This window comes from Salinibacillus aidingensis (assembly GCF_039522525.1).
Classification (GTDB): domain Bacteria; phylum Bacillota; class Bacilli; order Bacillales; family Alkalibacillaceae; genus Salinibacillus; species Salinibacillus aidingensis.
Window position 1 is genome coordinate 137,943 of sequence record NZ_BAAADO010000005.1, and the last position, 24,682, is coordinate 162,624.

Genomic DNA, 24,682 nt, shown 5'->3' on the forward strand with positions numbered 1-24,682 from the left:
TTCTATTGTTTACCAAATCATTTTACCCTAAAGATACTTTGTACAAAATAAATATCATAACTATTGCCTGGTTTAAAAGGAGTGATTCAATTGGATAAAAAAGGTCACGAGAGCCATGAACACAATTATAATCATGATCATCACCACCATGAACATCATTCTCATGATTATAATGGCAAGCATACTCATGAAAGTCATCATGAACATCATGGACACAAAGACCATCATCAACATGAAAATCATGACCATCATAATCATGGCAGTCACAGCGGAGGACATGATCATCATGACCACGGGGATATGGTAGATGATTTTAAAAAGCGCTTTTACATTTCACTTATTATTACCCTTCCTATTCTCGCCCTATCACCGATGATCCAAAGTTTTATTGGGGTGGATTGGCGCTTTACAGGGGATCTGTATATTTTATTTACGCTGTCATCCATTGTATTTTTCTACGGTGGCTGGTCGTTTATTTCCGGGGGTATAAGTGAGCTGAAAGAAAAGAATCCAGGTATGATGACACTTATTGCCTTGGCGATCACCATTGCCTATGGGTATAGCACCATGGTTGTCTTTGGGTGGGAAGGCAGTCAGTTCTTCTGGGAATTAGCTACATTGGTCGATATTATGTTATTAGGTCATTGGATTGAAATGAAATCTGTGATGGGAGCATCGAACGCTCTTGACCAGCTGGTAAAACTTATGCCTAATGAAGCCCATCGCTTGGATGAGAATAATGAAGTGGAGGATGTTCCTTTATCAGCGCTACAGAATCATGACCGGGTCTTGGTAAAGCCGGGTGAAAAGATTCCGGTTGATGGTACCATCATTGAGGGAAAATCAGCTATCGATGAGTCAATGCTTACAGGTGAATCCGTGCCAGTCGAAAAAACAGACGGTGACGAGGTAATCGGTGGCTCAGTGAATAAGGAAGGATCGCTTAAACTACAAGTAGAAAAAACAGGGGAAGAATCGTATTTATCCCAAGTGATTACGTTGGTTAAAGAGGCGCAAGAGTCAAAATCGAGAACACAGGATTTAACCAACCGTGCAGCAAAGTGGTTGTTTTACCTGGCTTTAACAGCAGGTTTCGCTACCCTGTTTATATGGTTATTCCTTGGATATTCCTTTGATGTAGCTGTTGAACGCATGGTAACAGTAATGGTCATCACCTGTCCTCATGCGTTAGGGTTAGCTGCGCCTCTAGTGGTAGCTGTCTCCACATCGATTTCAGCTAAAAATGGACTGTTAATCCGCAACCGTGCAAATTTTGAAGGTGCACGCAATTTAAATGCGATTGTGTTTGATAAGACAGGAACGCTAACAAGAGGAGAATTTGGCGTAACAGATATTATACCTGCTCAGGGGTATAAGGAAGAAGAAATCTTAAAGTTGGCAGCCAGTATCGAGCAAAATTCGGAGCATCCGATAGCAGCTGGAATCGTAACAGAGACGAACGAAAAAGATATTGAGCTGGGCAACGTTACAGACTTCGAATCCATAACAGGTAAAGGCATTCAAGGGTACGTAGATAGAAAAAAAGTGAATGTCGTGAGTCCCGGTTATGTGAATAACAATAACCTGTCTTATGATCAGCAGGTCTTTGATAAAATGTCAGAGGAAGGAAAAACCGTTGTCTTTGCTCTGCTTGAAGATAAACTGATTGGTATGATTGCACTTGCAGACATTGTTCGTGATACAGCAAAAGAAGCCATTGGAACGCTAAAAGATAAAGGCGTTCATTCGATTATGCTGACAGGTGACAATCAGAATGTAGCCAATTGGGTAGCGGGTCAGTTAGGAATAGATGAAGTTTATGCAGAAGTTTTACCAGACGATAAAGCAAATCAAGTGAAACGGATTAAAGAAAAAGGATGGAAGGTTGCTATGACAGGTGATGGTGTGAATGATGCTCCTGCGCTGGCCACGGCCGACCTAGGGATTGCGATCGGTGCAGGGACGGATGTAGCCATGGAAACAGCTGATGTTGTGCTTGTGAAAAGCAATCCAAATGATGTGGTCGCCTTAATGAATTTATCCCGAAAAACCTACCGGAAAATGGTACAGAATCTTTGGTGGGCAACTGGATATAACATTTTTGCCATTCCACTTGCAGCAGGTGTGCTTGCTCCGATTGGGATTGTACTTAGTCCTGCGGTAGGTGCTGTACTGATGAGTTTAAGTACGATTATCGTAGCGATTAATGCAAGATTATTGAAGGCATAGTTATAAGCGGCTTTATATGAATGGAAGCTTTAAATCGTAATGTAAAAATAGAAACGAGCGTTGGGACTTGTAAACCTAACGCTCGTTTCTATATGTGTGTTAAGAGGCCATTTGTCTACATGTATTTGCGCATGAACGGCAAATCTCAGCACATTCTTTACAATGTTCATCCTGAAATTTGTCACATTCCGTTGCACAGCCCTCACACATTGTTGCACAAAAGTTGCAGAAATCCTTGGCACTTTGACTGTTTCTTGCCATCAGTCCAGCTGCCTGGAAACAGATTTCAGCACAGTCATTTAAATGCTGCATACATTGAATGCGTGCCTGGACGTCCGGCTCCTGCAGACATGCTGTATGGCACTCTTCGCAGGCACGGGCACATCTTAAACATTCTTCAATACATTGATCCATGGTGGTTGGTGAACTGGATAATACGCCCATTATCCTCACTCCTTTCATCGTTTTAACAATTGTAGTTTTATCCAGGACGAAGGGTAGTATGCTTTTATTGGAAGGAAAATAGTATCATAAATAGGTTAAGTTCGGTTTTGGAGTACTGTACCATTGAACTGCTTTTTTAATGTTACTGCTTAAGTCGTATAATATAAGAACGAAAAATCCATCCTCAAGTTTAAGTGAGAATGGATAATCGTTTTATGGTATGACCTTTTATTGCTGACACAACTTCATTAAATGAGTGTTTATCATTCACTGCAAAGCAAATCGGATAAAATCTATAGCCATTTTGATTTGAATTTGCGGAATGCAAAACTGAATGACTTGGAATTTTCTATGTTAATTTCATGGTCGTTATGCAGGTGCCATCATTTTCAAAAGTGGAAACCTCTGATTCTACTTGTTTTCCTTCATAATTAATTTTTACACGATAAGTCTTCTCTCTTGGCAGCCATAAATCTACAAATCCATTTGAGCCTGAGTTCTTCGTTTCATCAAAAATGACGTTCCCATCCATATCCTCAATGTAAATCTCGAAATCTTTATTGACCAGTTCTCCCTGGCAGCCCGTTAAGCTATGATTCGTACAGGGATGGGTTTCATTGATGAATGGGGCAATCGAAACAAAAAACTCATCCTCAGGTAATGAATAGGTCGATTCATCACCGTTGTTGTCTGTAACGATCAGCTGTTCTGATGTGATGGAAGCAGACTGGGCTGTGATTTCGTCTGTACTATAATCCTGAACGATTTTTTTAATATCTACTTCTTGATTATTTTTTGTTTCCTCATTGCTATTGCTACTGCAGGCAGCTAGTACAATTGCAACGAGTAAAGTAACGATAATGGTTTTTAATCTCATTTCCACTCACTCCACTTTATCATGATTAAATTTTGTCACGCATGAACTGGCTGTAATAACCCTGCTTTAAGTCTTGAGAGTAACCCAACAAGACTAAGTAGGGGGTAAACGGCCAGTAAATTCCTGATAAGTTCAACTAGCCATCAGTGGGGGATGGAGAAAACCACCTCTGATGGAAGTTTCACTTTATTATACTATGTCCACCATCTGTTTCCGTAATGATTTCTTCTATTTCTTTAACTATTTTGTGACATATGGTGGAAAGCCTCTCCAAACCCGAGATACGTTTATAACTAAACTAAAATTCATGATTCACCTTCCATATATGCAACATTTACAGTCATCTTGTAGTATGATATATATAAGAAATCATTTTAAATGAACAAATTATAGTCAGGTAGGTAAAAGGATGATGAAATTGGGTAATGACCATCATGTTTATGAACAGTTATGTACCATTACAGCTGAAGAGAATGTGATGATGGGCGAATATTTGAAAAAACATATGTACACACGTTTGGGAGGAAAAGCAGACTTTTTTGTCACTCCTGCAAGCATAGATGAAGTGCAGCAAATCGTCAGGCTCGCCAATAAAGAAGAGGTTCCTTTTACTTTATTGGGGAACGGATCCAATTTAATTATTCATGACGGCGGGATTCGTGGCATTGTGATGAGTCTCAAACGGTTTGATTCAATAAGCAGGGAAGGCAACAGTATTATTGCCGAAAGTGGAGCAAGGATTATTGATGCATCAAGGAAAGCGTTGGATGAGGAACTGACAGGTCTTGAATTTGCCTGTGGAATACCGGGAACGGTAGGCGGTGCCTTATTTATGAACGCCGGTGCATATGGAGGAGAAGTAAAAGATTGCTTACGCCACGCTGTTGTGGTAAATCGCGAAGGTGAACTGCTCACCTTATCTGCTGATGAACTGGACTTAGGTTATCGAACCAGTAACATCCCTGACAAAGGTTATATCGTCCTGGAAGCAACATTTGATTTAAAACCGGGAGATTTTGATGAAATAAAAGCGGTGATGGATGATCTTACCTATAAAAGGGAATCCAAACAGCCCCTGGAATACCCTTCATGCGGCAGTGTATTTAAACGGCCACCGGGATATTTCGCCGGAAAATTAATTCAGGATAGCGGCCTGCAGGGAAAAGGTTTTGGCGGTGCGGAGGTATCCACCAAGCACGCCGGTTTTATTGTGAACAAGGATAATGCTACTACATCGGATTACATCAAAGTGATCAAAATGGTTCAGGATACCGTTAAAGAAAAATTTGGTGTAGAGCTTGAGAGAGAAGTTAAGATCCTTGGGGATGAGCCGGAAGAGGAATAATTGTGAAAGTGGCTCGAGGGATGTGAAAATAGGTTGAACTTATTAACGCGTTCTTTTGTGACGTGCAAAACTTTACGGAATTCGCACTAAATTCACAATAAAATTCATATCAAAAAGGACTTGGAATTTTTCTTAAGTAGTTCAGTTTTGGGGTACAAAAATGTAATTTGTACCCCTGATTGAACTACTTTTTTCATATTGAATTGTAGGCTAAATTGTAAGGCTCATTACAATTCAAATTGTATAATTAATTGATTGAATTTCAGGGTAATTAACTCATATATGGTAAAATAAGTTAAATGATGTTATTCAACTCCCTCAGATAGATTTAATTTACTCGTAAATGCTAACGAAGCAGGTTTGTTTAATAAGAAATAGATAATTAGGAGTTGAGAAAATGGAACACAATATGGGACTTTATGAAACACCTTTTGATTCAATTAAGTCAGGAAAAAAGAAAGTAGAAGTAAGATTGAATGATGAGAAAAGGAGAAAAATAAGTGTAGGAGATACTATAAATTTCACAAAAATTCCATATAGAAATGAAACATTAACAGTTGAGGTTATTGAATTAAGGGAGTTTTCAACATTCAAAGAAATGTATGAAAGCATTCCTGCAAGTGATTTTGATGCTGTAGGTCGTTCAATTGAAGATATGGTAGAACGGACTTATAGAATATATACTCCAGAGAAAGAAAAGGAATGGGGTACATTAGCGATTACAATTCAATTATTAGATTAAGGCTTATTAAAGTAACGGGTACGATAGTTTAAGAAGCGTTATCTAAAGGAGGTGGAGATACATTGACAAAGAGAAAGCTTTATTGGATACTAATGCCTTTATTTTTAATATTAGCAATTTTGCTATTTAACTTTTTGCCAAGTGAATATAGGTACTATTCATTTCTAGTTGTCATTGCTTTTTGGGTTATCTATTATAGCTGTACTTTTTGGTTAGGAAGAAGAAAAAATTACTAAAATACATTTTGTGACTTTAAGCTAACGGGGGGCGTTAGTGGAAAAAGGTTGTCTCCACCATTCCTTATGGACTAACGCAATAGAATAAAAAGCAGGGAGGAGTTTTCATTGTCAAAAGGGTTGCTTCATCATATTGAATTATATGTCTCAGATATAAAAAGGACATTAGATTTTTGGGGCTGGTTTCTTGAAGAATTAGGATACACTTCTTTTCAAAAATGGGAAAGTGGACAAAGTTGGAAAATAGATGATACATATATTGTTTTTGTGCAAACAGAGGATAGGTTTTTAGACATTCGATACCACAGATGCCGAGTAGGTCTTAATCATCTGGCGTTTCACGCAAGTTCACGTCAAAATGTAGATGAAATAACAGACAAATTAAAAGACAAAGGAATAAACATTCTTTATCCAAAAAGACATCCCTTTGCTGGGGGGGATAATCATTATGCTGTGTATTTTGAAGACCCAGATAGAATAAAAGTAGAACTTGTGGCTTCTGAATAATTGTTGAAGTAACAGGGGCGTTTGTATAATAAGAGCAATAGCTTATTGTGGCAAAGGGCAGTTTTTTTAGTAAGAAGTTTTATAAAAAGGTGGGAAAGATCGATTTCACATATGCCCTTTGGTTTGGGCTATTTATTTTAGGAATTATTTCTGGTATCTATCTAATAGTCAAAGATAAAAGGCATGGAAAAGCAACAAAAGCCAAAAGAGAATTACAATCATCAGTTTACTTCACCATAGTAATTTTTTGGTCTTCAGTGGTTACTTTCTTAGAAATTGGTATTTCATTTATTTAATAGGGGTGTTGATGGTCATTTCTAATATCAAAAGAAAACATAAGTTACAAGTTTGTCTTCTTCCATTGCTAAGATTGAATAACGATTAGAATCTTCGTCAGATAATTTTATATAATCTTTGGGATGTCACTATAGCGAAGTTGTTCCTCAGTCAATTCATAATTTTCGATTGCATTTTTAAGTCTGTCATCGTATAAATAAAGTTGCATTTCAGTCCCCCCCCTAAAAGAACGTTCGTTCCTGTATTTTAACAGTTATATCAACTTAACTGCCCTTTAACACAATAGGAGCTGCCGCATCGGCACCCCCTTATTCAATATTCGCACCCTTTAGTGTAATAAGCATTGTATCATTTTTCTTCTTTTGATTTTTGTTGTAAGTAATACCTTAAAAAGCCAATGAGTACACCACCTATTGCAAATCCTAATAAATTGGGCAAGTAGGATATCACCTCAATGGATAAACCTCTGAAGTAATCAATCACTATTGAAAGAGTTGTAGTTAATATTGGAAATATTATAATCCATACCAACATTGTTTTTACGAATTCAGACATTAACTCTTCCTCCCCTATTTTACCAATCTGTTTTAATAGTTTAAGAACCGACAGCCCTGTTCAATTATCGCCCCCTTTAGTTCCACAATGGACTATTCATTATCACTTTCTTATACACTAAAATTAAAACCGTTTCTTTCCATATTTCTTGCAGAAGTATTATTCAGTCTTGTGGTAACAGTCAAATGAGGACCCTCATGCTATTTAATATGTTATACCTACAAAATTATAAACAAACCTTATTAAGGACGAAGCTCCCAAGGTTCAATAGCCCCAACAACATGATTTGATTTGTCATTCTTGATAGCTTCAATAACTCCTTCAGAAATCTCATTGTTAGTTAGCCATCTTGAGTGGTTATTCTCAAGAATGAAACCAAGTTGAACAGTGTGATAAATACAATTTCCGTGAATCGTTACTGACTTTTTTAGGTTTTCAAGATCAGCGCTACTCCCTAACACATGAAATAAATCCCATTGATTGACCGTTTTGGTTACTTCTTCAGCAATTATTTCAAGTGCATTTTCGGCATTGGAGTGAATCCAAGCTACAACAAAATCAATTTCGCCGTTTGTTTGGATAACCTCCTTCAGTTTGTATCTTAGTTCTTTATCTTTTCTGTAATCAACCAATACTGGTGTGATATTGCGCTTACCAGCTCTTTTAATTAAATTTTCCATTTTCCTGTTATCCCTTGCAATCACAGATACATGATAACCATTCTTTAGCAACCAAACCGATAAATTTGATAACATTCCAGTACCACCAACTACCAACGCATGTTTCAATTGTATCACTCCTTATTAATTGAAAGACTAGATGAATAGGCAAAGATGTTACCCATAATTTAGGATAAGCTTTTACGAAAGAATATTCTTGCGGGAAATTGTCCTCTTTTGTAACAATAATCAAGCAGATTCTAACTAGCTTTATCCTTATAGTTGTCTCTGAGGTGATTTAATTGTTTACGAGGATATGGAAAGATAAAAATATACGGTACTACTTACTTGGAGGAGGAGCTTCTAAGCTCGGGGATGTTCTATCGGGAATGGCTTTTCTATTTTTGGCTTACGACTTAACAGGATCCAAAGTTCTTACAACTGGAATGGCTATTGCAGAGACCCTACCCTATTTACTATTTGGGTTGATTGGTGGAGTTATAGCAGACTGGCTACCTAAGAAAAAATTATTAATTGTCTTAGATATGATTCGGATCCCATTAATATTATCCATTGTATGCCTATTTTACTTAGAATTACTCTCCTACTTTTACTTGTTAGTCGTTAGTTTTCTTATTCAGAGTATTGGTTGTTTCTTTAATCCGACGCACAGAACTGTCCTGCCTATCATAACAGTGGAAGAAGAAAGAACTGAAGTAAACAGTTTAAATGATACCCTAACTAGAGGAGTGACTGTTTTAAGTCCATTTCTATCTGTTTGGCTATTGAACAGTTATGGAGTCATCCATTTCTTTACTTTTGATGCCTTAACATACGCAGTTAGTGCATACTGTATTTCAAAAGTAAATATACAGGAAAGAAAACAGGTAGTTAACAAATCAGTTAAGAAGGTTTTTAGTTCTATCGCAGAATTTGCTTCTTGGGCTAAAGCACACACTAGTGTAAGACAACTCTTTCTTTTCACTTTTATAACAGTTTTCTTTAACACATGGGTCTGGGAGGTGGGGCTTTTACTTGCTCTAAGTGAAATGAGTTCCGAAAGTGAAGAATTGTACAGTATTATCCAAGGAGTTTTTGGAGGCGTAGTTATTTTAACCAATATCATCCTACCACTTTTCTTAAAGAAAATGACTCTTCAGATTCATCTTGTTGGGGCAATGATTTGGGGAATTGGGATAGCTTACTATGGTCTCTTCTATGGGATAAACCATTTTTTTATTGGCAGCGCAATAGTAGCTATTGGATTACCAATAGCTGGACTATCACGCATTTACCTTATTCAGTCACTTGTTCCTGAAGAAAAAATGGGGAGAGCCTTTAGCTCAAATGCAGTTTTATTATATTTTTCAAATACTGTTTCATTAGGAATCTACGGTTTTTTGGTATCATTCATTTCGATACAAAAGTTAATGCTATTTAGTGGCATTCTTATAATTACAACAAGTATTATAGGTTTATTAATTACCATGAATAAAACGAAATTGCGTTGGCGTTTTACTATAAATTTTTTTAAATAAATGGTTATAAGATGACACGCTACTGAAACCATGTTCAAGGGCAATGGTTAAAATTGTTTGATCTGTTGAAATAAGTGGTTGTTGACTTTTAAATAGACGATATAACTGAAGCCATGAATATGGAGAAATCCCAATTTTTTCCTTGAAAAAGTGAGCGAACTGGTATTTGCTCATTCTTGCGACTACAGACATCTGATCCAACGTCCAATCTTCCTGATAGCTATCCTTTAGTGCATCTAATACATTATTAATATTCTTCTCGCTAATTATCTTTGGAAACTGATTTTGGTGTGAACCAGAACCATATTGAAGCATTAAAATAGAAATTTGCGCTAAACTATTTTCGAGAAAAAGTTGATTGGACATTGGATTTGAATCCTCGTTAACTTTTAAAAAGTCTCTTATAAATGATGTCCATTGATGAATCTGGGCATGTCGATAGGAAAGCAAAGAAAATTCAGGTTCTATCATTTTGAATCCTAATTGCTGTGCGGTCTCTTGTAGTAATGATGGTTGTATTTCAACTAGGAACTTTTCCTCTGTTGCTTTTAATTGTTTATGATCAATATTAGGGTTGAAAATAAAAAATTCATTTTGACCGATAGAAATATCGCCTTGATTTAACTGATATTCAGCTTGCCCATATGGAGAAAAAATAAGTTTGTAGCAATCATCGTTTCTCCAGTCTCGTTCATGTAAGTGATCATGGCGCATGAGAAGAAGACCATTATTGTTATTTAATATCATTTGTTTGTCTCCCCATTCCAAAATTATTTATGGTTTATTCTATCACAATCCCCAATCTTAGTGATGTGAGATGGTTACATGTTATAAAACATACAAAAAAGGATTGGTTATAATTGTTATTAAAATTAAAAAAATCTCAGTTCAGTGAACTGAGATTTTTCTTCTATTTATTTTTAATTGCTTCTTGAACTATTGCTCCCGTTACTTTAAGTGCATCTTTTCACAAAGTGGCTAATATTGTTTTATTACTATTTTTAAATCTATTTAACGTATTGAAACAACAATTTATAAAACTTTACTCATATATTCCCCAGGTAAGCCATCTATGTCACATATCTTTTCCGATATAAATCCTTTTTTAATTAATATTTTCCTTGAAGGTAAATTATTAGGGTCAATAATAGCAGTTACACGATTTAAACTTAATTTATTAGCATTCTCTAATAAAATCTCAGCAATCTCACTACCATACCCTTTCCCCCAATACTCTGGTAATACCATATAACCTAACTCAGCTTCTTTATTTTCATTGCTTTTAATTAGCTTTCCAAGTCCTATAAACTCATCGTTTTTACTGTTAAAAACTTTGTATGTACCAAATCCCTCAAAATCATTATTTGTATCTAATAACTTCTGAAAATTCTCTTGTGCTTCTTTCATTGGAATTGAACGTTCAGTAATCATTGCCATAACCGATTCGTTAGAAACAAGACTAAAATAAAAATCAAAATCATTTTTTTTAAACTTCTCTAAACTAATGCGATACACTATAATAATACCCCTTTCTAAAGCAACCAATTTTTACTTTGAAATTCTCATAATACTTTAACTTTGTAGAATTAAACTACCTCTTTGACACAATAAGAACTGCCACATTCGACAGCCTCTTGTTCGACTATTGCACCCGTTAATGCAATAGCACTAATTATTCAAGTGGTAACTCGAGTTCGACGTTGTACATTATATCTTCACTAAAATCTATATATCGACCTTCTACATCTAAATTCATAACTTTTTTATAATATCCCATTGTAAATAATGTTTCTCCATCATTATTATTAAAATGTAAGTCATAATCTGGTAATGCAAGGTCCATAGATGCTGTTGAAGCTGTTTTTGCACTATCTAACTCTTTTACAAGTTCCTCAATAAATTCTTTTTCATCAATAGTAGTGACCATTTCTTCACTGCCCCATTCATACACCTCTATACTTGTAACATCGTCACTCAGGTTTAGGTTACTTTTTTGGCACCCTATTAAGACCAAAGAAAATAATAAGAGTATGGAAATCAATTTAATTTTTCTCATTACAGTATCCCTCTTTTGCTTAATCCGACGTTATGGTTTGTTGTAAAGTTTCATATTCTTATTAAACAATCCTGCCCTATAACGAAAGAAGCGAATACCTTGTTAAGCATTCGCACCCGTTAATCAAATAACTCTTCATCTTTATATGCTTTAGACCAATGATATTAATTTTCTATTTAATCTGAATTTAAAGTACCTCTCAATGGATAATCACATCATTCTCGCTTTCATTACACTATATATCAGACACCCTGTTGTTAAGAATATGAGTTCTTGAGTGTGTAAAATCAATGCGAATTCACGTGAAAAATGGTATATGTTTCTGGCTGTATAAAATTATCAGGTTGATAGTGTGTAAATATTCAGAGTATTATTGACTATATAGCGTTAACTTATGGGGGAGATCATGATGCCGCTAAAAGTGGGAGATATCATTACGTTTGAACGTACCTTTACAGTCAGGGATGTGGAATTATTTACGGAAGTGTCCCGTGATGAAGGAAGTCATCATTTAACGCCCGATGAACAAGGAAGGCTTGTCGTTCAGGGGTTATTGACTGCAACTTTGCCGACAAAAGTGGGTGGGGATTATAACGTACTCGCCCGCAATATGAACTTCGAATTTTTACGTCCTGTATTTACTGAGGATCGAATCATTTGCGAGGTTAAAATTGAAAAATATGAATGGCAGGAGGATAAGAACAGAACAGCGATTGTTGCTTCTTTTATATGCAGAAACCAGCAGGAAAAGAAGGTGCTAAAAGGAGATTTCTCCGGTGTGATTCTGGACTCCTGATCGTTTCTGCGACTGAGAGGCACCTTCCTAAATAGGGAAGTGAAACAAGAGATTGGAAAAGAAGTGAGAACAGGGGGGAAGAATAAGTGCAATTTGAGAAAATAGATTTGCAAGAGCATAGTGAAAAAATGTTTAACTTCCGAAAAGACACATTCAAAGTCAGCTTTGGAGATGCTTCCAATTTTGACAAAGAAGCATACCTGCGTTGGGTAGAAGAAAAACAAAAGGATTTTCCAGAAGGTTTTGTTTTAGTGAAGGAAGATGGAAGATATATAGGACAGATAGAATTATCCATTCGCGAATATGATGGGCGAACCATTGGATACGTGCACTTATTTTACCTGGTACCTGACTTGAGAGGAAAAGGGAAAGGAGAACACTTACATAACTATGCAAAACAGTTTTTCCGCAATCATAAGGTCCACGAATATCATCTGAGAGTCTCTCCCTCCAATACCTCTGCGATAAAGTTTTATTATAAAAACGGGATGGTGGAAATCGGTCCTGAAGTTGACGGTAAAGTAATCAGGATGAAAGGGTATTTGTAAGTTTATGTGTAATCAATGGATGTGGGCTTGTTTTTAAAGGGAACAAGGGGAGGGATCATTTGAGAAAAAAAGTTTACCTTGCTATTGCGGTAATTGTGATTATAGGCTTTGCTTTTTATTTCTATTTTTCTATCTATCCTGAGCAGCTGGAAGATGATATTTATCAGCAAAACGGGTATGCCGTAAATGAGGTTGAAGAGGATACGCTGAAATTTCGGTTAGATAAGAAGTGAATGGACGTTCCTGAGGGGGACACGAAGTCCTTTAATGAAGAAGTCGATAAAAGGTTTCAATCAACAGTTTATCTTGAGAAGGTTTGGAATGAATCGGGGAGCTATCACTTTCAATTTAATATTCAGCATAATCTTAAAGCAGGAAGTGGCAAATTTCTCAGCCAATATCATATAACAAACCGAGGCGGGCAAGTCAGCCTTGTTTCCAAGGGAGATATCATTCAACTCTATGATCGCCATAATCAGATTATTAAGCCGACGACGGGCAGCCGTGGCTCAGGACCAGGAGAAATATTCAGCAGCAGCTTTGACAGGAAGGTATTACAATCAGTGAAAGAAATCGGACTGCGGTTACGTGTGTATGAATATGAACAACAATGAACAATGGATAAAAAAGCCTTGGCCAAATAAATGGGGGCTATTAAAAATGGAAAGTAATATGGTTTTATTTAAAATTTAAGTTATATAAAAACTACTCATTCGCACATCTTTTAGCGAGTGGGTAGTTTTTTGCTGAGGACAAGCGGGTTATGATAAAAAAAACAAAACTTTTTACTCATCCCACAGTCTAATAGGGTAGAGATACCGTACATAAGGGGGATACACCTTGCCAAATGACATTCAAACAGTCCAGGAAGCCATCCGGGGCAGTGATGAAGCGTTCCTGGAACTAATGAAGCGATACAAAACAGAATTATATAAAACGGCGCTCGCTTATTTTAAAAATGAAAATGATGCCATTGAAGCGGTGCAGGAGGTCACATTCCGGGCGTACAGAAAAATAAAAACATTAAAAGAGCCGGCATATTTCAAAACCTGGATCATCAGAATCATGATTAATTATTGTAATGATCAGCTCCGGAAGAAAAAACGATTTACCTCTAAACCGGTAGAAATGGAGACGATTCAAACCAATGACAGCCATATAAAAATGGAGCTTGAGGATGCCATGCAGCTACTGGATGACCGTTCCCGGGAATTATTAATGCTGAAGTATTTTCATGAGTTAAAGATTAAGGAAATCGCACAAGTTCTGAAAAGGCCAGAGGGTACCATTAAGACCTGGCTGAACAAAGCCTTGCAGTCATTAAAACAAGTGCTGGATGAGAAGGAGGGAAATGCAGATGTTTGAAAAGGAAGAAGCAAAACTGAACACATTCAAAGAAAAATATAGCCAGGAAGACATTCCTTCTGAGGCTCTCGATGACGCTATTTTTACGGGCTTTCAAAAAGCAAAGGCATCAGGTCGGCCGTCTAAAAATATGAAGAGATGGGTAATCAGTGCGGCTGCAGTGGCTGTATTGTTGATTTCCTTCATTGGTTCTATTCGGATTTCACCGGCATTTGCCCAATACATGACATCGATTCCGGGAATGGAGAAAATTGTGGAATTAATCAGGGATGATAAAGGCATGATGTCAGCGATTAAAAATGATCACTATAACGAAATTGGCACGTCCATTCATCATAATGGAGTGAAGATTACACTGGATGGAATCATTGCGGATCAAAAGGGATTTGTCCTATTCTATACTCTTGAGGATCAGGATGGAGGACGTCCGGCAGCCCTTCAAAATGTTCGGCTTAAAACCCCGGATGGAAAACAAGTAGATTATCGCTCCTTATCCATGAGCAGTGACAACCTGACCGATCAGGATGAATATGGTTCGAGTGGTACCATTGAAGTTTTCTTCGATGAAACTTATGAAGTCAAAGAATTTGTACTTCAGACCCGATTAAGAAGCTCTGCTGAAGAAATGGAAATTCCTTTTACAATACCGGAAGAATTACCGAGCGAGAAGACATATGAGATTAACAAAGAAATCGTTTTGGATGGTCAAAGGATTAACGTTTTAGATGTAACGGTCAATCCGATTCGAACGGCTATCCGGATAAAAGCAGATTCAGACAATACAAAGGAAATCTTAAATTATGAAGGTTTACAGCTGGTTGATGAGCAAGGAGAAATGTGGGGAAAAATTAATAATGGCGTGACAGCAACAGGCCTATCAGATGATGAACAGATGATCTATATGCAGAGTAATTATTTTCATGAACCTAAGGAACTGTACCTGATTGTTAACAGGTTGCAGGCTGTTGATCGGGACGAAAGTGAAGTTGTCATTGATATGGACAAAGAGAAAATCCTGAAACAGCCGGATGGAAATAAATTGAGAAACCTGCAAATCGATAAGGGCTCTCTGAAGATGGAATTGCATACAAAAGAGGAATTTTATTATTCGATTTTCAGTACGATAACCGGAGCAAATGGGAGGAAAATTACAGCGAATTCAAGCATGCAGTATGGATATGAGGAGAGAGGTTTTTCACAAATCGAAGTGATTTCAAATGAATTAAGTGAGCTGAAGTCACCTGTGTCGCTTGAACTGGCCTTCTTTCCGGAATGGATTGAAGGGAAGGAGAAAATACAGATAAAATAGCTGAACATGAAGACTCTCTATAATCTTTGCAGGTTATAGAGGGTTTTCATTTGATAAGAAAGTACTTAAAGTTGTTAAAAAATTGTCGTGAAATAGACGATAAAAGAACTGATTGTTCCAAGTAGAGCACCAATAATACAATCAGTGGGATAATGTAAACCCAGATACATTCGTGAAAATCCTACTAACATCGCTATCGGTAAGAGGATAATCGCTAAGATAATGGAGTGTAATGCAATGATAACAGCTATGGAGAAAATTGCCGTGGTATGACCAGAAGGGAAGGAATAATCTTTAAGTGGCTGTACTCCTAATTGAATATCAGGTAGTTTTACGTAGGGACGCTCACGGGAATATATTTTCTTTATGATATGAACAAAAAAGTGACTTAATGCCAGCGAAATAAGCGCTTTTATTGCTACTGCCCGGAATATTGACTCAGAAATAAGAATGATGAATAGCAAAGATGAAATCGTACATGTTGCTCCACCTAAATGTGTTAATTTTGGCAAGATCAAATCCAGCCATTTACTTTTTAGTTTATGATTAATGATTTGAAATGCATACCTATCATTTGTTGATATCCACGTGACAATACGGTTCAACACTACCTACCCCCATATAATTGATTAATAATTTTGACACAAGTAGATAAGTTAATTCTATTTTAATGCTCAAATGTTAAGACAATATAAAAGAAGTGTTGAGTTTTTTTGTAAAATAAATAGCTGGCTGTATCTAAAAGACTGTTGTTTATTTATAGAAAAATATTTACCACGTATTAACGAATTTATCTGGACTCTTTTGATCGTTTATTTTTCCTGCCAATTTTAACGGTAAAGCAAATAACAACAGGGTATTTAAAAAGGTTACTGGGCAAGGCTTGGTTTGTCCAAAAAAAGAGCAAAAAATTCTCATTGCTAAAACTATTGGATGTTCTCGATTTGTCTTCAATCACTTTTTAGCAAAATGGAAGGACATATATAAAGAGACTGGCAAAGGCTTGACTTATAAGGCCTCCTTTAAACAATTAACTCAACTTAAGAAAGAATTAGTCTGGTTAAAGGAAGTCGACAGCATTGCCCTTCAATCCTCACTTAAGAACCTTTCAGATGCATACACTCGATTTTTTAAAAAACAGAACAAATCCCCTCGTTTCAAGTCTAAAAAGAACAAGGTTCAATCGTACGTAACTAAACATACAAACGGCAACATTGCTATTGTTCATAATAAAATCAAGTTACCTAAGATTGGTTTCGTTAAGTTTGCAAAAAGCCGAGAAGTTGAAGGTCGTATTTTAAACGCTACGATTAGACGTAACCCAAGTGGGAAATACTTTGTATCTATTCTTGTTGAAACAGAAGTCCATGAGCAACCTAAAACAAATTCGTCTGTTGGCATTGATGTTGGACTAAAGGATTTTGCGATTCTATCTAACGGAACGGTATATAAGAATTCTAAATACTTCCGTAAACTTGAGAAAAGGTTAGCAAAAGCCCAAAAGGTTCTTTCCAGACGAAAAAAAGGTTCTTCTAACTGGCATAAGCAACGTATCAAGGTTGCACGATTGCATGAAAAAATAGCTAATGCACGAAAGGACTATTTGCATAAAATCTCTACCAGTATTGTCAAAAACCACGACATCATTGGTATGGAAGATTTGCAGGTAAGTAATATGTTGAAAAATCACAACTTAGCTAAAGCGATAAGTGAAGTAAGTTGGTCGCCATTCCGTACCATGATTGAATACAAAGCAAAATGGTATGGAAAACAAATAGTCACAGTAGCGAAAAGCTTCCCTTCCAGCCAACTTTGTTCTTGTTGCGGCTATCAAAACAAAGACGTTAAGAATCTTGCATTGCGTGAGTGGGAATGCCCAGAATGCAACACTCATCATGATAGAGATATTAACGCAAGTATCAATCTTCGTAAGGAAGCAATACGATTAACCGCAGGAACTGCGGGGATAGCCTAATAATTAACTGACCGATAGGTTGGTGTTCCTAGGAATCCCCACTTCAATCAGCCCGAAGGGTGATAAGTGGCGGGTAGTTCAAATGTTTTCTTTTTCCTTATTCAGTTGTGTACTATATACGGAAAAAACGGTGGGAGGATAAGGATATTTAAGAGAAATAAGGTTTTAACAACATTAGGTCTTTACGTTTTGTAACAGAAAAAGAAGCAGATAAAAATGTTCTGCTTCTTTTCAGGAAGTTACCCAAACACCTGCCCGCCATTTACATGTAATGTTTGCCCTGTTACAAAACGGGAGTCATCAGAAGCAAGATAGACAAAGGTAGGAGCGACTTCAAATGGCTGGCCTTGTCGATCCATGGGATTATTGGCTAGTGGCACTTGATCTGCAGAGAAACTTGATGGAATTAAAGGAGTCCATATACGTCCTGGAGCAATGGCATTGACACGGATTCCTTTTTTTACCAGACTGTTGGCTAAAGCACGGGTGAATCCTACGTTGGCTCCCTTTGTTGCAGTGTAGTCAATTAATTGTTCGTTGCCATCAAACGCGACTACAGAAGATGTATTAATGATGGAGCTCCCTTCTTTTAGGTGTTTCAGTGCTTCACGGGTTGTATAAAAATGTGAGTATATGTTGACCTTAAAGGTGTCATCGAACTGTTCATCGGTGATATCCAGTAAGCTTAATTGCTGAAATTGAATTCCGACATGATTACATAGAATATCGAGTTTTCCGAACCTATTTACCGTAAGATTTACAATGTCAATGCATTGTTGTTTGTGTCTGAGATCACCAGGCAGCAATAAACACCTTTGACCAATCTCTTCAATTCTATTCTTTGTTCGCTTAGCATCTTCATGCTCATCTAAGTAAGCGATGGCAATATTTGCGCCCTCCTTTGCGAAGGCAATAGCTGCCGCTGCCCCCATTCCGCTGTCTCCTCCAGTAATGAGGGCAACCTTTCCTGTTAATTTGCCACTTCCTTTGTAGTTGGGATTTTCAACTATGGGCTTTGGTACCATTGCTCCTTCTACACCAGGCTGCCGATATTGACGCTGCTCAGGGACGGTTAAGGGAACCTCCTCATATTGTGTAATTTTCCCGTAGTTCGGGTACAAGGGATAATTTTGGTTCTTTGAGTGATTCGTAGACATTTTATGCACAATCCTCCTCATTAACAATTTAAATTAACCTATGTTTCTTAGGCGAATGACGTGCAAATAAGTACAGGCTCGTTTTTTTGAAAGGAGAATAGCATATAGGGAATATGCAATGAGGAGGAATTGGAATGCAATATTATTACAATCCTGAAGTGAAGTTACTGTTGATCAACCAGTCTAATGAAAAGGATGCAGTCATCTATGATGAGAATTCTCATCCTTTTAAGGCACCGAAGATTGGTCCAAGACCGCCATATTACTGTTATCCAAGATATGAACCTTATTATCCGGTTATTTAGTCCTGTTATCATAGAAAACAGATTTTGTCTCAGGCTTCCTGGTTTTACTGATATTTACCAGAGAAGCCTTTATTGTAGTCTATGATTCTATGTTTAATGCCAGATGAGCAGCTTCTTTAGCGTGTAGAAAAGTAGTATCAAATAAAGGAATATCTGTATCCTGTTGATTTATTAATAAGCCATGTTCCGTACAGCCTAAAATAATCCCTTTAGCTCCGTGACTGAATAACTGTTTTATAATGTCCAAAACAAAATTTTTGGAGAGAGGCTGGTTTTCCCGACGCACAATTCTTCAAAATAATGGCATTTAGTCTCTGTCTATCTTCTCTGTTTGGAATAGATACCGTTATACCATTTGCCTCCAGACGTGATGTATAAAAATCCTGTTCCATTGTATATTGCGTTCCAAGCAGTCCGACTCTTTGAATACCTTCGTTTTGGAGTTTCCTGGCTGTTGGATCGGCGGTATGAATAATAGGGATAGTTAGCGTTTTATCCATATAAGGAATGACTTTATGTATGGTATTGGTACAAATCACGATCATATCTGAACCAGCATATTCTAAAGATTGTCCAACTTCTGCTAATAATTGACCAGCTTTATCCCATCCTCAGTTTCTCTGATATTGTTCGACTTCATCAAAATCAATACTATATAAAATGCATTTTGCGGAATGCATTTCGCCCAATTTTTTGTTCACTTCTTCATTAATGATTGGGTAATATTCCAATGATGATTTCCAGTTCATACCACGGATAAGTCCAATCGTTTTCATGTGCAACACTCCCTTACCTTGTTTTAGGGACAGTCCCCAAAAAATTAGCTTGTCTAACTTCGCTATTCTCTGCATACATTGTTGGAGAGAGGTGAGGAAATTTGAAGCAGACAGCTGCAGAAAAACTACCAATCTTTTTGATTATGTTTTTGATTAGTTTAATTGCGAGTATCGAATCACCTGTCTTCACACCCTTTGCATCTGGGTTCGGGGCTACAAGTGTTTTGATCGGAATGATGCTCAGTTTTGGATCACTGGCCGACCTGGTTGGAAATTTATTGGCGGGGCCCCTGGTTGATCGTTTTGGGAAGAAACTTTTTATTATTTTTCCCTTGTTTGTTTCTGGAGGGCTATTTATAGCGCATGGCCTGGTTTCAAACTCGAGTGAACTATTTCTTTTGCATGGTTTAAATGAGTTTGCTATGGCCTTTTTAATTCCGGCAGCTTTCACACTTCTATCAGGATATGCGAAAAACCGAAGACAACAGGGGAAGAATATGGCGATTAACGGGATTCTTACAACCATTGCAAGCATTATGGCTCCTGTCATTGGTGGGCAGATGGTAGTGTGGATAGGTTATGTGAATACGTATTACTTTATTGGATCTGCGATGTTACTTACTAGTATATATGGGATGACCTTTTTAAAGGAAAGAGATTTTATCGTGAAAGAGCCGAGAGGTACACAAGTTAGTCTTATGAAAATCTTTACTTCACAGGAACTGAAACTCATTTATTTGATCGGATTTGCCGTGATGTATATCCACGGCGTCATTGCTTATGAAATACCTTATTTAACGGTTGAAAGAGGGGTTTCCACGTTAAATACAGGTCAGTTGTTCAGCTTTATGGGGCTTGGTACGTTTCTTGCCTTATCCCTTTTCTTTATTAATCGCTTCGATCCCTTTAAAAGGTTTATGACAGGCCTTGCAGGGATGAATGCCTCTTTGTTCTTATTGTTCGGGTTATCTTTTGCTTTACCTGTGTCATTGTTTTTCGTTGGTTTTTTCTTTGGTCTGGTCATGCCGGCCATTGCTACAGCCATTACGGAAAGTGTTTCTGCAAAGTATCATGGCAGAGCCTTTGGTGTCATGTCAGCTGTTTATTCTTTGGGAATTATTATAAGTTCCTTTGTTACCGGGTTTATACGGGATATAATTTCTCCATACTTTATTGCTTTTGTGGTAGGAATGATCATTCTCATGTTTGTTGGGTATTCAAAGCTGTCCATGGCCCCGGCCATTCGAAAAAAGACCTCATAGGATAATGCTTAGGAACTTATAAGGAGAAGTGCTGAAGGGTGATCTCATTTTGGGACCACCCATTCTTTTATAATTTTTTCTTTATTCCTCATAAAGTTTGGATAAATCAGTAAGTACATATAGGTATAAGGATTTTATCACGCATTAACTGGCCGTAATATCCCCACTTCAAGGGTCCTGAGGTTACGCCAACAAAACTACAAGTGGGGGATAAACGACCAGTAAATTCCTGATAAGTTCAACTAACCATCAGTGGGGGGAGTAAACCCCCACTGATGGAAGTTTCACTTTATGATGTTTTTTGACAAAATACTTGATTCATTAAGGAATATCCCTTTTAATTATATGTATAACAATTTTTTAAAAATTCTATATTTATATTCAATTCTGTCACTTCAAGGAAGCGGGAAATGGACAGGAAGGAACCCTGAGACATGAGAAAACCGATTCCTGTTTTCAGGATCGTTTTCTATACATTCCATAAGAGGAGGGAAGAAAATGATTACAGGCTGGACATTATTCTGGTTTGCGGTGCCCATGCCGTTACTCGTTATCTGGGCAATATACACTTACTTTAAAGAAGGGAAGGATGAAGGTTAATGGATCCGATTTTAATTACTTTTGTAGCCTACTTGGCACTTATGTTAACCATTGGAATTATAACGTATCGTAAAACAAATACTTTATCAGATTATGTGCTGGGTGGTCGTAAGCTTGGAAGCTGGGTGACGGCATTTTCGGCTGCAGCCAGTGACTTTAGCGGATGGCTTTTAATTGGATTGCCCGGGGCAGCTTATGCAGCCGGTTTTGGCCAGTGGAGCTTATGGATTGCTGTAGGTCTTGCAGTTGGAGCTGCGATTAACTGGACTTATGTTGCAAAGCGCCTTCGTGTTTATACGGAATACTCCAATGATTCCATCACCCTGCCGGAGTTTTTTGAAAATCGATTCCGTGATCGATCAAATCTGCTTCGTCTTATTTCAGCGGTATTTATTTTAGCCTTTTTCTTATTCTATACAGCCTCGGGTTTGGTGAGTGGTGCCAAACTGTTCCAGGGGACATTTGACGTCGATTATCATTTCGCATTAATTATCGGTGCTCTTATCATTGTTGGATATACGTTTCTTGGCGGATTTATTGCGGTTAGTTATACAGACTTTATACAAGGTGTATTAATGTCGACGGCTCTGTTATTTACATCCATTTATGGACTTATTCAGGTTGGCGGTTTTGGTGGTCTGTTCGAGCAGCTGAGTGCAGTTAATGGAAGCCTGGTAGATGGTTTTGCTGCAACCTCCTATAATCAGCCGGAAGGAATTATTTGGGAAGCGGCAGGTCCGATAGGCTTCGTAGGAATTATTTCTGCCTTGGCCTGGGGGCTTGGTTATTTTGGACAGCCTCACATTTTAGCAAGGTTTATGGCTATCCGATCCCATCAGGAAGTGCGAAAAGCAAGGTTAATCAGCATATCCCTTGGTCTTGTCATTCCGTTATATGGTGCCCTTATCGTTGGGATGCTTGGGATTGTGACATTTGATCAGCCGCTTGCAGACTCTGAGCAGGTGTTTATTCAGCTTGTGCAGGTCGTATATGACCCTTGGATAGCTGGTGCGCTGTTAGCTGCTGTATTAGCTGCCATTATGAGTACGGTAGACTCCCAACTGCTCGTATCCTCCAGTGCACTTTCTGAAGACTTCTACCGTAAATACTTTCGTAAAAATGCTTCAGATAAGGAGCTGGTCTGGGTTGGACGTCTCTCTGTGTTAGTGATTGCCATTATTGCGCTATTGATTGCCTGGAATGAAACGAGCTCTGTGCTGGATCTTGTATCTTATGCCTGGGCTGGATTCGGGGCAACGTTTGGCCCTGCAGTGTTATTCTCCTTATTCTGGAGAAATACATCCAGAAACGGGGTACTTGCCGGTATTATTGTCGGTGGTGTCACAGTATTTACCTGGCAGTATACAGGATCTGCCCTGTATGAAATGGTACCAGGCTTTGTCTTCTCCAGTATTGCTATTATCATCTTCAGTTTTGTAGGTCAAAAATCATCTGATGAAGTGAAGGAAGAGTATGATAAGGTTGCCGGCGCATAATAGGATAAGGTGTTTCAAAAAATACCTGTTGCTTTAAGGGAAGCCCACCTTCCGCTACAATATAGTTATAAACGGAATTTTTGCAGTAATCAAACAACTATTAACATTCAAGGCAAAGGGAGTGGAACAGCATGAGTAATGAAAAATTATATGGCAATACCCCTTGTTTTTTAGGGGGTAAAAAAGCTTCGATTAAGGATCAGAATGTAAATGATTATGATGTACTCATTTATGGTGTACCGTGGGAAGGTGCGGTTACCTGGGGAGATTACACAGGTGTTGAGCTTGGTCCGAAAGTGATTCGTCTCAATTCTGCCCGTTATTCGGGATATTTACCAGAGTTGAACCATATCGATGTTTTGAGTCATTATCAGCTTGCTGATTTAGGTGATGTGGATGTTGTTCCGGCGGATACGTTCGAAACGATGGACAGAATCACGAACTTTGCAGCCAAAGTATGGGATACCAATGCCTTTCCCGTTGCGTTTGGCGGGGATCATGGGATTACCTATCCGATTGTAAAGGCCCTGAGTGAAAAGGTCGATGGAAAAGTGGGGATCATTCACCTGGATGCTCACTACGATAACCATCCTGATTATGAGGGAGATAAATACGCAAGAAGCACCCCTTTTGCACGTATTTATGAAAGTGAAAGTGTACGAAACGAAAGCATTGTCCATATGGGAATTCATGGCCCAAGAAATAAACCTGAGACTGGTAAATATGCAGATGAAGCCGGCGCAACGACGATAACTTCAAGAGAAATCAGGAAAAGCAATGATGTAGAGGCAATGGCAAAGCATGCTTATGATATTGCAAGCGAGGGTACCGATGCGGTTTACTTAAGCATTTGCAGTGATGTGCTGGATTTTGCTTTTAATCCGGGTGGACCGGTGGATGGCAATGGTCTTACTTCCTATGAGCTAGTCGAACTGGTTCATGCCTTTGCAAAATTAGGTGTAAATGGGATGGACTACGTTGAGGTTTACCCTCAGCAGGATGCCAATGATAATTCCTCCCATTTTGTAACCACTGTTATTCTTTATGCACTCGCGGGGGATATCCTCAGAAAACAAAATCAGTAAAGTATAAAAACCTGCCCTGAAGCTAATCACTTCAAGGCAGGTTATTTTTGCCTTCAGAATGAATAGAAGCCTCAAAGTATGTTTTCCACATATCCTTCACTTACACCTGTAACCTTTGAATAACAATTTTTTTCGGGAAATATAAACGTCCAGGGCACACTTGTATAAGGTTCAATGATAAGGTCACGTAACTGAAACGTATGCTCAGCGATAACTTGATTTTTGTTTACATAACGTAACGTACGATTATTAAATGTCAGTGGTTGCTCACTTCGATTATGGATAAGTACAGTTACCAGAAAATCTGACCGATAGTTAACAGCTGTCCATAGAAGTGTGAAGAACTGCTGGGAAGCACAGGTTTTTTGAAAGATTTGTTGAATGATAAGCCGGTCCCTTTCAGATAGATTCTTGTTCCAAGATCGTTCAAACTCAAGACGTTGCTTCTTTGTCATTATGATCACTCCAAATAGTAGAGATGCGATAAATAGTCGTGTTACGATAGGTAAGGAACTCCGAAAAA

The 24,682-nt window shown here is 37.8% G+C and carries 27 protein-coding genes and 1 pseudogene; 17 read left to right on the plus strand and 11 right to left on the minus strand.

Going from position 1 to position 24,682, the window contains the following annotated elements:
* Positions 1-90 precede the first annotated feature (90 nt).
* Positions 91-2,229, plus strand: a complete 2,139-nt coding sequence (locus tag ABD006_RS12995) for a heavy metal translocating P-type ATPase (RefSeq protein ID WP_425542226.1) — start codon at positions 91-93, stop codon at positions 2,227-2,229.
* Between the two features lie 99 nt (positions 2,230-2,328).
* Here the strand turns inward: ABD006_RS12995 and ABD006_RS13000 are convergent, their stop codons facing one another.
* Together ABD006_RS13000 and ABD006_RS13005 are read right to left on the minus strand one after the other, a co-directional pair.
* A complete protein-coding gene (locus tag ABD006_RS13000) occupies positions 2,329-2,673 on the minus strand; it encodes a four-helix bundle copper-binding protein (protein ID WP_343841806.1) in 345 nt (114 codons plus the stop codon).
* A 349-nt stretch (positions 2,674-3,022) separates the two neighbouring features.
* Positions 3,023-3,550: a CueP family metal-binding protein gene (locus ABD006_RS13005; protein ID WP_343841808.1), complete on the minus strand. Its 528-nt coding sequence runs from the start codon at positions 3,548-3,550 to the stop codon at positions 3,023-3,025.
* A 409-nt stretch (positions 3,551-3,959) separates the two neighbouring features.
* Here ABD006_RS13005 and murB point away from each other — a divergent pair, with 409 nt between their 5' ends.
* From murB to ABD006_RS13025, 4 genes are all read left to right on the plus strand, one after another.
* Entirely contained in the window at positions 3,960-4,895 is a 936-nt protein-coding gene (murB, locus tag ABD006_RS13010) for a UDP-N-acetylmuramate dehydrogenase (RefSeq protein WP_425542227.1), read from the plus strand.
* A 397-nt stretch (positions 4,896-5,292) separates the two neighbouring features.
* Positions 5,293-5,637: an ASCH domain-containing protein gene (locus ABD006_RS13015; protein ID WP_343841810.1), complete on the plus strand. Its 345-nt coding sequence runs from the start codon at positions 5,293-5,295 to the stop codon at positions 5,635-5,637.
* A gap of 344 nt (positions 5,638-5,981) precedes the next feature.
* Complete coding sequence (locus ABD006_RS13020; RefSeq protein WP_343841813.1) at positions 5,982-6,380, plus strand: VOC family protein; 399 nt, start codon at positions 5,982-5,984, stop codon at positions 6,378-6,380.
* An 89-nt stretch (positions 6,381-6,469) separates the two neighbouring features.
* A complete protein-coding gene (locus ABD006_RS13025; protein ID WP_343841816.1) occupies positions 6,470-6,676 on the plus strand; it encodes a hypothetical protein in 207 nt (68 codons plus the stop codon).
* A gap of 349 nt (positions 6,677-7,025) precedes the next feature.
* Here the strand turns inward: ABD006_RS13025 and ABD006_RS13030 are convergent, their stop codons facing one another.
* Entirely contained in the window at positions 7,026-7,232 is a 207-nt protein-coding gene (locus ABD006_RS13030; RefSeq protein WP_343841818.1) for a hypothetical protein, read from the minus strand.
* Between the two features lie 242 nt (positions 7,233-7,474).
* Positions 7,475-8,029, minus strand: a complete 555-nt coding sequence (locus ABD006_RS13035; RefSeq protein ID WP_343841820.1) for a short-chain dehydrogenase — start codon at positions 8,027-8,029, stop codon at positions 7,475-7,477.
* A 164-nt stretch (positions 8,030-8,193) separates the two neighbouring features.
* Between ABD006_RS13035 and ABD006_RS13040 the strand changes: the two genes are divergently transcribed.
* Positions 8,194-9,429 carry an MFS transporter gene (locus ABD006_RS13040; RefSeq protein ID WP_343841823.1) on the plus strand — a complete coding sequence of 412 codons (1,236 nt, stop codon included), beginning with the start codon at positions 8,194-8,196 and terminating at the stop codon, positions 9,427-9,429.
* Here ABD006_RS13040 and ABD006_RS13045 read toward each other — a convergent pair.
* The 3 genes from ABD006_RS13045 to ABD006_RS13055 all read right to left on the minus strand — a co-directional run bounded on the left by ABD006_RS13045 (position 9,370) and on the right by ABD006_RS13055 (position 11,485).
* Complete coding sequence (locus ABD006_RS13045) at positions 9,370-10,176, minus strand: helix-turn-helix transcriptional regulator (RefSeq protein ID WP_343841826.1); 807 nt, start codon at positions 10,174-10,176, stop codon at positions 9,370-9,372. The two genes, ABD006_RS13040 and ABD006_RS13045, sit on opposite strands and share 60 nt — an antisense overlap.
* A gap of 285 nt (positions 10,177-10,461) precedes the next feature.
* Entirely contained in the window at positions 10,462-10,944 is a 483-nt protein-coding gene (locus tag ABD006_RS13050) for a GNAT family N-acetyltransferase (protein ID WP_343841828.1), read from the minus strand.
* Positions 10,945-11,101: 157 nt separating this feature from the next.
* On the minus strand, positions 11,102-11,485 hold the full coding sequence (locus tag ABD006_RS13055) for a hypothetical protein (RefSeq protein ID WP_343841830.1): 384 nt from the start codon (positions 11,483-11,485) through the stop codon (positions 11,102-11,104).
* 409 nt (positions 11,486-11,894) lie between these two features.
* Here ABD006_RS13055 and ABD006_RS13060 point away from each other — a divergent pair, with 409 nt between their 5' ends.
* From ABD006_RS13060 to ABD006_RS13085, 6 genes are all read left to right on the plus strand, one after another.
* On the plus strand, positions 11,895-12,281 hold the full coding sequence (locus ABD006_RS13060; RefSeq protein ID WP_343841832.1) for a hotdog family protein: 387 nt from the start codon (positions 11,895-11,897) through the stop codon (positions 12,279-12,281).
* An 86-nt stretch (positions 12,282-12,367) separates the two neighbouring features.
* Complete coding sequence (locus ABD006_RS13065) at positions 12,368-12,829, plus strand: GNAT family N-acetyltransferase (protein WP_343841834.1); 462 nt, start codon at positions 12,368-12,370, stop codon at positions 12,827-12,829.
* Positions 12,830-12,888: 59 nt separating this feature from the next.
* Positions 12,889-13,062 (plus strand): hypothetical protein, encoded by a 174-nt coding sequence (locus ABD006_RS13070; RefSeq protein ID WP_343841837.1) that lies wholly within the window; start codon positions 12,889-12,891, stop codon positions 13,060-13,062.
* On the plus strand, positions 13,063-13,443 hold the full coding sequence (locus ABD006_RS13075) for a hypothetical protein (protein WP_343841840.1): 381 nt from the start codon (positions 13,063-13,065) through the stop codon (positions 13,441-13,443).
* 226 nt (positions 13,444-13,669) lie between these two features.
* Entirely contained in the window at positions 13,670-14,194 is a 525-nt protein-coding gene (locus ABD006_RS13080; protein WP_343841843.1) for a sigma-70 family RNA polymerase sigma factor, read from the plus strand.
* Entirely contained in the window at positions 14,187-15,503 is a 1,317-nt protein-coding gene (locus tag ABD006_RS13085; RefSeq protein WP_343841846.1) for a DUF4179 domain-containing protein, read from the plus strand. The genes ABD006_RS13080 and ABD006_RS13085 overlap by 8 nt, the downstream gene beginning before the upstream one ends.
* 74 nt (positions 15,504-15,577) lie before the next feature.
* Here the strand turns inward: ABD006_RS13085 and ABD006_RS13090 are convergent, their stop codons facing one another.
* Entirely contained in the window at positions 15,578-16,111 is a 534-nt protein-coding gene (locus ABD006_RS13090; RefSeq protein WP_343841849.1) for a phosphatase PAP2 family protein, read from the minus strand.
* 275 nt (positions 16,112-16,386) lie between these two features.
* On the opposite strand from ABD006_RS13090, the gene tnpB reads away from it, so the two are divergent.
* On the plus strand, positions 16,387-17,478 hold the full coding sequence (tnpB, locus tag ABD006_RS13095) for an IS200/IS605 family element RNA-guided endonuclease TnpB (RefSeq protein ID WP_343841851.1): 1,092 nt from the start codon (positions 16,387-16,389) through the stop codon (positions 17,476-17,478).
* A gap of 239 nt (positions 17,479-17,717) precedes the next feature.
* On the opposite strand, the gene ABD006_RS13100 is transcribed toward tnpB, so the two are convergent.
* Positions 17,718-18,635 carry an SDR family oxidoreductase gene (locus ABD006_RS13100; RefSeq protein WP_343841853.1) on the minus strand — a complete coding sequence of 306 codons (918 nt, stop codon included), beginning with the start codon at positions 18,633-18,635 and terminating at the stop codon, positions 17,718-17,720.
* 134 nt (positions 18,636-18,769) lie between these two features.
* Between ABD006_RS13100 and ABD006_RS13105 the strand changes: the two genes are divergently transcribed.
* Positions 18,770-18,940, plus strand: a complete 171-nt coding sequence (locus tag ABD006_RS13105; protein ID WP_343841854.1) for a hypothetical protein — start codon at positions 18,770-18,772, stop codon at positions 18,938-18,940.
* Between the two features lie 79 nt (positions 18,941-19,019).
* Here the strand turns inward: ABD006_RS13105 and ABD006_RS13110 are convergent.
* Positions 19,020-19,716, minus strand: a pseudogene (locus tag ABD006_RS13110) (aspartate/glutamate racemase family protein).
* Positions 19,717-19,817: 101 nt separating this feature from the next.
* On the opposite strand from ABD006_RS13110, the gene ABD006_RS13115 reads away from it, so the two are divergent.
* From ABD006_RS13115 to ABD006_RS13125, 3 genes are all read left to right on the plus strand, one after another.
* The gene (locus ABD006_RS13115) at positions 19,818-20,978 is read left to right on the plus strand and encodes an MFS transporter (RefSeq protein ID WP_343841857.1); all 1,161 of its coding nucleotides are present in this window, start codon (positions 19,818-19,820) and stop codon (positions 20,976-20,978) included.
* A gap of 599 nt (positions 20,979-21,577) precedes the next feature.
* On the plus strand, positions 21,578-23,074 hold the full coding sequence (gene putP, locus ABD006_RS13120) for a sodium/proline symporter PutP (RefSeq protein WP_343841860.1): 1,497 nt from the start codon (positions 21,578-21,580) through the stop codon (positions 23,072-23,074).
* A gap of 131 nt (positions 23,075-23,205) precedes the next feature.
* On the plus strand, positions 23,206-24,159 hold the full coding sequence (locus ABD006_RS13125; protein WP_343841863.1) for an agmatinase family protein: 954 nt from the start codon (positions 23,206-23,208) through the stop codon (positions 24,157-24,159).
* A gap of 71 nt (positions 24,160-24,230) precedes the next feature.
* Here the strand turns inward: ABD006_RS13125 and ABD006_RS13130 are convergent, their stop codons facing one another.
* On the minus strand, positions 24,231-24,614 hold the full coding sequence (locus tag ABD006_RS13130; RefSeq protein WP_343841865.1) for an SLAP domain-containing protein: 384 nt from the start codon (positions 24,612-24,614) through the stop codon (positions 24,231-24,233).
* Positions 24,615-24,682: the final 68 nt, after the last annotated feature.